Annotated in this window: 11 protein-coding genes and 1 pseudogene; 6 read left to right on the top strand and 6 right to left on the bottom strand. The window is 73.7% G+C overall.

Annotated features, from left to right (window positions below; genetic code table 11):
• The first annotated feature begins 115 nt into the window (after positions 1 to 115).
• From QNH85_RS00280 to QNH85_RS00265, 4 genes and pseudogenes are all read left to right on the top strand, one after another.
• A complete protein-coding gene (locus QNH85_RS00280; RefSeq protein ID WP_282943779.1) occupies positions 116 to 1,489 on the top strand; it encodes a branched-chain amino acid ABC transporter permease in 1,374 nt (457 codons plus the stop codon).
• 8 nt (positions 1,490 to 1,497) lie between these two features.
• Positions 1,498 to 2,484 carry a branched-chain amino acid ABC transporter permease gene (locus QNH85_RS00275; protein ID WP_282943777.1) on the top strand — a complete coding sequence of 329 codons (987 nt, stop codon included), beginning with the start codon at positions 1,498 to 1,500 and terminating at the stop codon, positions 2,482 to 2,484.
• Positions 2,474 to 3,472 (top strand): ABC transporter ATP-binding protein, encoded by a 999-nt coding sequence (locus QNH85_RS00270; protein ID WP_282943775.1) that lies wholly within the window; start codon positions 2,474 to 2,476, stop codon positions 3,470 to 3,472. The genes QNH85_RS00275 and QNH85_RS00270 overlap by 11 nt, the downstream gene beginning before the upstream one ends.
• A pseudogene (locus QNH85_RS00265) lies at positions 3,469 to 4,260 on the top strand (ABC transporter ATP-binding protein); the annotation flags it as partial. The gene QNH85_RS00270 and the pseudogene QNH85_RS00265, both read left to right, overlap by 4 nt.
• 126 nt (positions 4,261 to 4,386) lie before the next feature.
• Here QNH85_RS00265 and QNH85_RS00260 read toward each other — a convergent pair.
• The 6 genes from QNH85_RS00260 to QNH85_RS00235 form a co-directional block, all read right to left on the bottom strand.
• Complete coding sequence (locus tag QNH85_RS00260) at positions 4,387 to 4,710, bottom strand: DUF2277 domain-containing protein (RefSeq protein WP_282943774.1); 324 nt, start codon at positions 4,708 to 4,710, stop codon at positions 4,387 to 4,389.
• A complete protein-coding gene (locus tag QNH85_RS00255) occupies positions 4,710 to 5,087 on the bottom strand; it encodes a VOC family protein (RefSeq protein WP_282943773.1) in 378 nt (125 codons plus the stop codon). Before QNH85_RS00255 ends, QNH85_RS00260 begins: the two co-directional genes overlap by 1 nt.
• 50 nt (positions 5,088 to 5,137) lie before the next feature.
• On the bottom strand, positions 5,138 to 5,794 hold the full coding sequence (locus QNH85_RS00250) for a nucleoside/nucleotide kinase family protein (RefSeq protein ID WP_428830331.1): 657 nt from the start codon (positions 5,792 to 5,794) through the stop codon (positions 5,138 to 5,140).
• A 131-nt stretch (positions 5,795 to 5,925) separates the two neighbouring features.
• Complete coding sequence (locus QNH85_RS00245) at positions 5,926 to 7,191, bottom strand: ABC transporter substrate-binding protein (protein ID WP_282943771.1); 1,266 nt, start codon at positions 7,189 to 7,191, stop codon at positions 5,926 to 5,928.
• A gap of 246 nt (positions 7,192 to 7,437) precedes the next feature.
• Positions 7,438 to 8,064, bottom strand: a complete 627-nt coding sequence (locus tag QNH85_RS00240) for an ANTAR domain-containing response regulator (protein WP_282944316.1) — start codon at positions 8,062 to 8,064, stop codon at positions 7,438 to 7,440.
• 161 nt (positions 8,065 to 8,225) lie between these two features.
• Positions 8,226 to 9,011: a nucleotidyltransferase family protein gene (locus tag QNH85_RS00235; RefSeq protein WP_282943770.1), complete on the bottom strand. Its 786-nt coding sequence runs from the start codon at positions 9,009 to 9,011 to the stop codon at positions 8,226 to 8,228.
• Positions 9,012 to 9,205: 194 nt separating this feature from the next.
• On the opposite strand from QNH85_RS00235, the gene QNH85_RS00230 reads away from it, so the two are divergent.
• Both QNH85_RS00230 and QNH85_RS00225 read left to right on the top strand, forming a co-directional pair.
• Positions 9,206 to 9,559 carry a YciI family protein gene (locus tag QNH85_RS00230; protein ID WP_282943769.1) on the top strand — a complete coding sequence of 118 codons (354 nt, stop codon included), beginning with the start codon at positions 9,206 to 9,208 and terminating at the stop codon, positions 9,557 to 9,559.
• The gene (locus QNH85_RS00225; RefSeq protein ID WP_428830341.1) at positions 9,556 to 10,800 is read left to right on the top strand and encodes an RNA polymerase sigma factor; all 1,245 of its coding nucleotides are present in this window, start codon (positions 9,556 to 9,558) and stop codon (positions 10,798 to 10,800) included. The genes QNH85_RS00230 and QNH85_RS00225 overlap by 4 nt, the downstream gene beginning before the upstream one ends.
• The last annotated feature ends 4 nt before the right edge of the window (positions 10,801 to 10,804 follow it).

Below are 10,804 nucleotides of genomic sequence, written 5' to 3'. Positions count from 1 at the left end.
TGCTGCCCACGCGTCCGCAAGAAGCCTTGCGGCACCCAGCAGATCAGCCGACCACGACCGGACGGAGGACCAGGTGCGCCGAGCCGCGACCAGGGACCGTTCCACCGCCAGGGCCTTGCTGGCCCTCGGCGTGCTCGTCCTCTCCTTCTTCCTCACCGTCGCCGTCCCGGGCACCGCCCGGGCGGCCGCGGCCGGCTGCGTCGCCGACGCGGCCACCGGATGCATCAACGGCACCATCCGCACGTCCGCCCAGCAGCCCGCCGTCGGCGTCGTGCTCGACATCGAGGGCCCCGGCGGCACCAGCCAGGCCACCACCGACGCCGAGGGTCGCTGGACCGCTCCGGTGACCGAGGCCGGCGAGTACACCGTCACCCTCGACACCGCGACGCTGCCGGCCGGCGAGACGCTGCGGGACCCGTCCGCGAACCCGCGCACCGTCACGGTGGCGCTGGGCTCGTCGACGGGCGCGCTGTTCCCGCTCGGCGAGCCGGCGGCGGGCGGGGGCTCCGGCGACGACGCCACCTCCGAACCGGACCCGGACACCACCGCCGGCACGTCCGACGGCGAGGTCGGCGCACCGACCGGCAGCTCGGCCGACGGCGGGTTCTCCTGGTCGCGCCTCGCGCAGCAGGCGTCCAGCGGCCTCGTGTTCGGCCTGCTGCTCGCGCTCGCGTCGGTCGGTCTGTCGCTGATCTACGGCACCACGGGGCTGTCCAACTTCGCGCACGGCGAGCAGGTCACCCTCGGGGCGATCCTCGCGTACGTCGGCGTGCAGTCCCTCGGCCTCCCGCTCCTGGTCGCGGGGCTGCTCGCGGTCCTCCTGGGCGCCGCGTCCGGCTGGGTCCAGGACGCCGGGCTCTGGCACCCGCTGCGCAAGCGCCGCGTCGGCACGACGCAGCAGATGATCGTGACGATCGGCCTCTCGATGGCCCTGCAGTACACGTACCAGTTCTTCTTCGGCGGCAGCGCGCTGCGCATCGTCACGGACAACCCGACGATGGTCACCCTCGGCCCGGTGCGGATCAGCGCCACCTCGCTGTGGTCCCTGCTGATCGCCGCCGTCGTGCTGGCCGCCGTCGCGTACTTCCTGCTCGGCACCCGCGTCGGCCGCGCCACCCGGGCCGTGTCGGACAACCCGGCGCTCGCCGCGGCGTCCGGCATCACGGTCGACCGGATCGTGCGGCTCGTGTGGGTGCTCGGCGCGGCGCTGGCGGCCCTGGGCGGCGTGCTCATGGGCCTCTACCTCAACGCGACCTCGTGGAACATGGGCGGCGCCCTGCTGCTGCTGATGTTCGCCGCCGTCACGCTCGGCGGGCTCGGTCAGGCGTTCGGCGCGCTCGCCGGGTCGATCGTCATCGGCCTGGTCGTCGAGATGTCGAACCTCGTCATCCCGAGCGACATGCGCTACGCCGGCGCGCTGCTCATCCTCATCCTCGTCCTGCTGCTGCGGCCCCAGGGCATCCTCGGTCGCGCCGAGCGGATCGGTTAGGAGCCGTCATGGAGTGGTCCCGCATCCTCGTCAACGTCGCGGGCGAGATCTTCGCCCCGACGACCGCCGCCTACGCGCTCGCCGCCATCGGCCTGAACGTGCACTTCGGCCTCACCGGCCTGCTGAACATGGGCCAGGCCGGGTTCATGCTGCTCGGCGCGTACGGCTTCGCCATCTCGACGATCGCCGGCTGGCCCCTGTGGGCGGCCGTCCTGGTCGCCATGGCGTGCGCCGCCGTCTTCGGCCTGCTGCTCGGCATCCCGACCCTGAAGCTGCGCGGCGACTACCTCGCGATCGTCACGATCGCCGCCGCGGAGATCGTCCGCCTGGTCGGCCGGTCCACCGCGCTGACCGACCTCACCGGCGCCTCCTCGGGCCTGCGCGGCAATTCGTACAAGGACACGTTCCAGGACGCCTCACCGCTCCCGGACGGGGCCTTCGCGCTCGGCCCGTTCGAGTACTCGATGAACGCGTCGAACTCCTGGTGGGTGCGCATCGTCGGCTGGGCCGTCGTGGCGCTGGCCTGCCTGCTCGTGTGGCTCCTGATCCGCAGCCCCTGGGGCCGCGTGCTCAAGGGCATCCGCGAGGACGAGGACGCCGTGCGGTCGCTCGGCAAGAACGTCTACTCGTACAAGATGCAGTCCCTGGTCCTCGGCGGCGTGATCGGCGCGGTGGCGGGCATCATCTACGTGCTGCCGCGAGCCGTGCAGCCCGACTCGATGGGCCGCCCGATGACGTTCTTCGTCTGGACGATCCTGCTGCTCGGCGGGGCCGCCACGGTGTTCGGGCCCGTCCTGGGGTCGATCATCTTCTGGGTCGCGCTCATGCTGATCAAGTCCGTCATGCGCGCCGGGGTCCCGGAGTCCGTGATGCGCACCGAGCAGATCGAGCAGTTCGGCTGGATCATCGTGGGCGTCACGCTGATGCTGCTGGTGATCTTCCGACCTCAAGGCATCCTCGGCGACAAGAAGGAGCTGGCGATCAATGTCCGCTGAGACTCCCCGGGGCCACGTCCCCGCCCCCGTGCCGCACGCCACCACGACGACCGGCCGGGACCGCGTCACCGCCGACCTCGCGCACGTCGCGCACACGCCCGGCGTGCCGAAGCCGGACGCGATCGTCGTCGCCGACGGGGTCACCCGGCACTTCGGCGGCATGACGGCCGTCGACGTCGAGCACCTCGAGGTCCAGCGCGGCGCGATCACCGCGCTCATCGGGCCCAACGGCGCCGGCAAGACCACGCTGTTCAACCTGCTCACCGGGTTCGACAAGCCCAGCACCGGCACCTGGTCCTTCGAGGGCCGGTCCCTGTCCGGCGTCTCCGCCGCCCGGGTCGCCCGGTCCGGCATGGTCCGCACGTTCCAGCTCACCAAGGCGCTGTCGCGCATGACGGTGATCGAGAACATGCGCCTGGGCGCCACCCGCCAGTCCGGCGAGAACCTGTTCACGGCCCTCGTCCCGCCGCTGTGGAAGGCGCGCGAGAAGGAGATCACCGAGCAGGCCGAGGAGCTCCTGGCGCGGTTCAAGCTCGACACCAAGCGCGACGAGTACGCCGGGTCGCTGTCCGGCGGGCAGCGCAAGCTCCTGGAGATGGCCCGGGCACTCATGAGCAACCCGACCATGGTCATGCTCGACGAGCCGATGGCCGGCGTGAACCCCGCGCTGACCCAGTCGCTGCTCGGGCACATCCAGGCGCTGCGCGAGGACGGCACCACGGTGCTGTTCGTCGAGCACGACATGCACATGGTCCGGCACATCTCGGACTGGGTCGTGGTCATGGCCGAGGGCCGGATCGTCGCCGAGGGACCGCCGGAGGACGTGATGGCCGACCAGGCCGTCATCGACGCCTACCTCGGCGCGCACCACGACACCGACCTCGGCGACGACGCCCTGCTCGACGACGGCATCCAGCAGCTCGAGGCCGAGGAGGCAGCCCACCAGGCGGCCGCCGCGGCCGGCCAGAAGAAGGAGGGCTCGCGATGAGCAGCACCGCCGTGCAGGGGTCCGACCCCTCGACCGTCCACCGGGGCGCACCCGCCGGGGAGCCGCTGCTCGCGGCCACCGACCTGGTCGCCGGCTACGTGCCGGGCGTGAACATCCTCAACGACTGCAACCTGGTGGTGCACCCCGGGGAGCTCGTCGGCATCATCGGCCCGAACGGCGCCGGGAAGTCGACGCTCCTCAAGGCCCTGTTCGGGCTCGTGACGATCCGCAGCGGGTCCGTCGTGCTCAAGGGCGAGGACATCACCAACCACCGCGCCGACTCGCTGGTGCGCCGCGGCGTCGGGTTCGTCCCGCAGACCAACAACGTGTTCCCGTCGCTGTCCATCCAGGAGAACCTGGAGATGGGGCTGTTCCAGGCCCCGAAGCGGTTCACCGAGCGGTTCGACTTCATCGTCGACCTGTTCCCGGTGCTCGGGGAGCGCCGCAAGCAGCGCGCGGGGTCGCTGTCGGGCGGCGAGCGGCAGATGGTCGCCATGGCGCGCGCGCTCATGATGGACCCGTCCGTGCTGCTGCTCGACGAGCCGTCCGCCGGCCTGTCCCCCGTGCGGCAGGACGAGACGTTCATCCGCACCCGGAAGATCAACAAGGCCGGGGTGTCCGTCGTCATCGTCGAGCAGAACGCCCGGCGCTGCCTGCAGATCTGCGACCGCGCCTACGTGCTGGACCAGGGCTCGAACGCCTACTCCGGTCCCGGGCGCGAGCTCATGCACGACCCGAAGGTGATCGAGCTGTACCTGGGCACCCTGGCGACGGACGTCGAGGCGGCCACGAAGCCCACCCCGCCGGCTCCCCGGCCTGACCCCCGCCGGCCTGCCCTCCGCCGAGGTCGGCAGTCCGCGGACGAGGTCGGCACCTCCGGGTGCCGACCTCGTCACCGGAGTGCCGACCTCGGCTCACGCGGAGGCGTGCTCGTGCTCGTGTGCGTGGTCGTGGGGGTGGTCGTGGTCGTGGGGGTCCAGGCCCAGGCGGGCGCGGACCTCCGGGCGGCGCAGCGGGGGGACGGTGGCCGGGGGGCGGCGCCGCTCGGGCAGCTCGTCGAGCAGCCGCGTCACGATGTCCGCCACCTCCGCCACGGCCCGCTCGACGGGGCCCTCGGTCGTCGCGCTCGTGGACTGCACCCCGCTGACCTTGCGCACGAACTGCCGCGCGGCCGCCTCGATCTCCTCCGCGGTGGCGCCCGGCTCCAGCCCCCGCAGCGTCGTGATGTTCCGGCACATCAGCCCTGCTCCCCCCGGACGATCTGCTGCACGGCCCAGCGGTTCCCGTCGGGGTCCGCGAAGAACAGGAAACGCCCCCACGCGAAGTCCTGCACGTCGCCGACGTCCAGCCCCCGCCCGGTGAGCTCGGTGCGCGCGGCCTCGATGTCGTCGACCACGAGCTGCAGGCCCTCCACGGAGCCCGGCGGCATCGTCGTCAGGCCCGTGCCGATCGCGATGGACGCCGGCGACCCCGGCGGCGTCAGCTGCACGAACCGGATGCCGCCGCCGACCTCGTGGTCGTGGTCGAGCACGAAGCCGGCGCGCTGCGTGTAGAAGTCCTTGGCCCGGTCCACGTCGGAGACGGGCACCTGCACGAGCTCCAGTCGAAGGTCCATGCACCGACGCTAGGGCAGGGCACCGGCGCGCGGGAAGGCCCGGGCGGTCCCTAGAGCCGCACCACCAGGTCGGCGCGCTCGCGCGTCCCGGCGACGAGCCGGGCGTTCGCCTCGTCCGAGCGCAGCACCCACTCCCGGGCCGCCTCGGGGGTCCGCCCGTGCTCGACGTGCCGCGCGATCAGCCGCTCGACGCGCAGGTCGTCGTCGACGTCCACGAACCAGACCTCGTCGAGCTCCGCGCGCACGGGCGCCCACCCGTGGCCCTCGTGCAGCAGGTAGTTGCCCTCCGTGACGACGAGCGGCACCTCCGGCGGCACGGGCACGGCCCCCGCGATCGACTCCTCGAGGTGCCGGTCGAACGTCGGGGCGTAGACCACCTCGGGCCCGCGGGCGCGCAGCCGGCGCAGCAGCGCGGTGTAGCCCGCCGCGTCGAACGTGTCGGGCGCCCCCTTGCGGTCCGCGCGACCCAGCCGCCGCAGCTCGGCGTTGGCCAGGTGGAACCCGTCCATCGGCACCAGCACCGCCTCGGCCCCGAGCGCGGCCACGAGCGCGGAGGCGACGGTCGACTTGCCGCCGCCCGGGGCGCCGGCGATGCCGAGCACGCGCCGCTCGCCGTCCGCCGCGAGCCGCCGGGCTCGCGCCACCAGCTCGTCGAGACCCGGCACGACGGTCTCCGACGTCCGTCCCGCCCCGGTCGTGTGCTGCACGTGATGACCTCCTCGTCGACGACTCCCGGCGGTCCGCGCCGGGTGATCGGTGCGCCGCGATGCTACCCGCGCACGGCAGCGGGCCCGGGACGCGTGCTGCGTCCCGGGCCCGCCGGTGATGAGCTGAGGGGTCAGTCGACCGAGCCCTCGACCGCCTTCACCCAGACGTTCTTGTTGTCGGTGCCGTACTTGTAGACGCCGATGAACGCGGACGACGGGTCGTTGTCCTCGTTGAACGGGCCGATGCCGGCCTGGCCGACGTACCGGATGTCGTCACCCGCGTCGAGCAGCTCGACGCAGTCGGCGAACGTGGTGCACTCCTCGCCGCCGTCCGCGCCGGAGACCGCCGCCAGGTTGGCCTGGATCGTCGGGCCGTCCGTGGCGCCGCCCTTGACCGCCGCGAGGGCCGCCAGGATGGTCGCGTCGTACGACTCCGGGCCGTACGCGTAGTCGGTGAGGTCCGCGTTGACGCCCTTCAGGCGCTCCTGGAACTCGTCGCTGGGGAACGCGCCGGGGATGGTGCCCTGGGCGCCCTCGAGCGTGCCCGGCTGGAAGTCGGCAGAGTAGTCGGCGGTGTTGCCGTCGACCATGTAGATCGTGGCCGGGTCGACGCCGGCGGCGACGAGCTCGGGGATGATCTGCTTGGTCTGCTCGAACGCCAGGACCACGACGGCGTCGGGGTTGGTGGCGGTGAGCGCGGTGACGTCGGTCGCGAAGCTGGACGCGGCCGGGTCGAACTCCTCGCCCTCGTTGCCGTAGACGATCGTCGCGCCGGCCTCCTCGACCGTGGACTTCACGACGTCGCGCAGCGACGTGCCGTAGTCGTCGTTGAAGACCAGGACGCCGATGTTGGAGTGGCCGTCGCCGGTGATCAGGTTCCCGAGCGCGGCGCCCTGGACCGTGTCCGGCGGGGCGGTGCGGAAGTAGAAGTCCGAGTAGCCGGACAGCGAGGTCGCCGTGTTGGCCGGCGAGATCTGCACGACCTCGGCGCCGGTGACGTCGTCGATCACGTTGAGCGTCACCGAGGAGGACGCCGCACCGATGATGACCTGCACGTCCTGGCTCAGCAGGTCCGTCACCGACTGGGTGGCGACCTCGGCGTGGTCGGCGTCGGAGGAGTCGGCGTGCACGACCTCGACGTCGCTGCCCAGGACACCGCCCGCCTCGTTGATCTCCTCGACCGCGAGGTCGACGCCCGCGATCTCCGGCGGGCCGAGGTACGCGAGCGTGCCGGTCTGCGGGAGCAGCGTGCCGAGGATCAGCGGGCTGCTGTCGCCGCCGCCCGAGGACTCCTCGCTGCCGGAGCCGCCGTCGTCCGAGCCGCTGCACGCGGTGAGCACGAGCGCGACGGCACCGGCGAGGGCTGCCGCCTGAACGGCATGTGTCGTACGAGTCATGCGTGGTACTCCTGTCGATGAGTACTGCCGGCGGGGAGCCCCGGCCGGTCGATGTGGCGTGACCGTAATCGCCGCGTGTGTCCAACATGTGTCGATCTCGTCTCACGGACCAGTTGTTGCCGATCTGTGACTTTCGAACCGATTCGCCCCGCACGGCACCGTCCGCGCGCCGTCCGCGCACAGCACGAGGCCCGGTCCACCACGCGGTGGACCGGGCCTCGGTGAGCAGTCAGGACGCGGCAGGCGTCAGGAGGCGCCGCCGACCTGGTCGATCACGGCGTCCGCGACCTCGCGCATGGTGAGGCGGCGGTCCATCGACGTCTTCTGGATCCAGCGGAACGACTCGGGCTCCGTCAGGCCCATCTTCGTCATGAGCAGGCCCTTGGCGCGGTCGACGCGCTTGCGGGTCTCGAAGCGCTCGGCGAGGTCGGCGACCTCGGACTCCAGCGCCGTGATCTGCGCGTAGCGGGAGATCGCGATCTCCACCGCCGGCAGCAGGTCGGACGGGCTGAACGGCTTCACGACGTACGCCATGGCACCCGCGTCGCGGGCGCGCTCGACGAGCTCGGTCTGCGAGAACGCGGTCAGCAGCACGACGGGGGCGAGGTGCGCCTTGGCGATGCGCTCCGCGGCGGAGATGCCGTCGAGCACGGGCATCTTCACGTCCATGACGACGACGTCCGGCTTGAGCTCGGTCGCGAGCTCCACGGCGCGCTCGCCGTCGCCCGCCTCGCCCACGACGTCGAAGCCCGCCTCGCGCAGCGTCTCGACGACGTCCATGCGGATGAGGGCCTCGTCCTCCGCCACGACCGCGCGCCGGGCCGGCTTCGCGCCGGTCTCGGGGGCCTTCTCGGCCGCGCGGTCGTGCGGGATGTCGAGGTCGAGGGTGGTGTCGGCGGCCTGCGGCTCGCTGCTCGACGGCGTGCTCGGCGTCGCGTCCTGGGTGCTCACGAGCAGTGATTCTAGGTCCTCGGCGGCCCGGGCGGACGACGCGGCGCCTGTGAACCTGCGCACGGTGACCGGCCGGTCGGGATTCAGGCCCGGTCCGGCCCCGGCGCGACGGCCCCGCCGAGCGCCGCGCGGCCCAGGTCGCGGACGGCGTCGACCGCGTCCGCGAGCGCCCCCGGAGCGGTGCCGGCCCCCGCCACCACCGCGTCCACCGGTCCCAGACCGGCGGCCGTGAGCAGCCGCTTGTCGTTGGTGACCCACTCCCCCCGGGCGGCCACCACGGCGTGCGCGTACTCGCTGGCCGCGACCGCCAGCAGGCCGAGGCACGGGGTGACGCGTCCGTGCCGGGCGTGCGTGTCGCGGGCGTACGCGAGGTGCGCCTCGGCGCGGCCCTGCCACACCGGCGGGGCGGCGCGGCGCAGGGCCTCCGGGTAGGCGTCGACGACCGGCGGCTCGCCCCGCAGGACCCGGTGCGTCGCGAGCTCGGCCACGACCAGGTACGTCGGGATCCCCGCGAGGTGGAACATCAGCGGCTCGACCGCGACCTCCCCGCGGCGGGCGCGCGCCACCTCGCGCTCGACCACGTCGAGGTCCCGGTAGTGCACGTCGACCCGCCGGCCCTCGACCTCGAGCCACGCGCCGCCGTTGAACACCCCGCCGCCCCAGCCGCCGACCTCCGACACCTCCCCCGGCCAGCCCAGGTCCCGGAGCCGCTGCGGCTGGAACGACCCGCGGTAGTACACGGCCACGTCCCAGTCGCTGTCCGGGCGGGCCGTGCCCTGGGCGCGCGAGCCGCCGAGCGTGACCGCCCGCACGCCGGGCAGCGCGGCGAGCGGGTCGGCGAGGCGGTCGAGGAAGCCCTCGTCGGTCATCGGTGGTCGTCCCCTCTCACGCGAGCACGCGGAGCCGGGTCAGCGTCGCCGGCGACGGTAGGGCGGTGCCCGGAGCGGGGCAACGGATTTCGGTGCGGACCGGGCCTTCCGCGCTGTCGATCCGGGGGCGCATCGTTCGTGCAGAGGGTGAGCGCCGGCCACGGGGGCCGGCTCCGTCACCTCGGAGGTGCGCCATGCCGCAGTACGTCCTCAACCTGTGGGAGCCGGTCGGTCCCCCGCCGCCGCCCGAGCTCCTCCAGCCGATCATGGACCGGGTCGGCGCCCTGGACGCCGAGATGCGCGACGCGGGGGTGTGGCTGTTCGCGGGCGGCCTTCACCAGCCGGGCGCCTCCACCGTGCTCCGGCCGCAGGACGGCGAGGTCCTCGTGACCGACGGCCCGTTCCTGGAGGGCAAGGAGCACCTCGGCGGGTTCACCGTGATCGCCGTCGACGACCTCGACGCCGCCCTCGGCTGGGGCCGCCGGCTGACGGAGGCAGCGGGGCTGCCGGTCGAGGTCCGCCCGTTCCGGCACGACGGGCGGGGCTGAGGCCGGTGGGCGGAGTCCCGCTCGCAGAGGTCGAGGCCGTGTTCCGGGAGGTGCACGGGCGCGCGGTCGCCACGCTGACGCGGGCGTTCGGCGACCTCGACCTGGCCGAGGAGTCGGTGCAGGACGCCTTCGTCGAGGCGGTCCGGCGCTGGCCGTCGAGCGGGCTCCCCCCGAGCCCGGCGGGCTGGATCGTCACGACGGCCCGCCGCCGGGCGCTGGACCGGCTGCGCCGGGAGGCGGTGGGCGGGCGCCGGCACGCCGACGCCGCCCTGCTGCACCGGCCGTCGCCGCAGGAGGTGGACGCCCTCGCGGCCGACGACGCCGTGCCGGACGACCGGCTGCGCCTGATCTTCACCTGCTGCCACCCCGCGCTCGCCCCGGCGGCGCAGGTCGCGCTCACGCTGCGCCTGCTGGGGGGCCTGAGCACCGGCGAGATCGCGCGGGCGTTCCTCGTCCCCGAGGGGACCATGGCGCAGCGCCTGGTCCGGGCCAAGGGCAAGATCCGCGACGCGCACATCCCGTACCGCGTTCCCGAGGCCGACGAGCTGCCCGACCGGCTGCGGGCGGTGCTGGCCGTCGTGTACCTCGTGTTCACGGAGGGGTACACGGCATCCACCGGCACGGCGCTCGTGCGGGACGACCTCTGCGCCGAGGCGATCCGCCTCGGGCGGCTGCTGCTCGACCTCCTGCCCGACGAGCCGGAGGTGCGCGGGCTGCTCGCCCTCATGCTGCTCACCCAGGCCCGCCGCCCGGCCCGCACCACCCCGGCCGGCGGGCTCGTCCCGCTCGCCGACCAGGACCGGTCGCGGTGGGACCCGGCGCTCGCCGCGGAGGGCCGCGCGCTCGTCCGGCAGTGCCTGCGCCGCGGCCGGCCCGGCCCGTACCAGGTCCAGGCGGCGATCGCCGCGGTGCACAGCTCCGCGGCGACGGCCGACGCGACCGACTGGCGGCAGGTGCTCGCGCTCTACGACCACCTGATGGTGCTGGCGCCGTCGCCGGTCGTCGCGCTGAACCGGGCGGTCGCCGTCGCGGAGGTCGAGGGACCGGGCGTCGCGCTGCCGCTCGTGGACGCGCTCGACCTGGACCGGCTGCACGTCCTGCACGCCGTGCGCGCCGACCTCCTGCGGCGCCTGGGCCGGCACACCGAGGCGGCCGAGGCGTACGCCGCCGCGATCGCCCGCACCGGGAACGAGGCGGAGCGCGAGCTCCTGCGGCGCCGGCTCGCGGGGCCGACGGGCTGAGCCC

Origin of the sequence: Cellulomonas endometrii, from assembly GCF_949769265.1 — a bacterium.
GTDB lineage: Bacteria > Actinomycetota > Actinomycetes > Actinomycetales > Cellulomonadaceae > Cellulomonas > Cellulomonas endometrii.
Note: the sequence above shows the minus strand (reverse complement) of the source record. Positions and strands in the feature narration are given on the sequence as shown.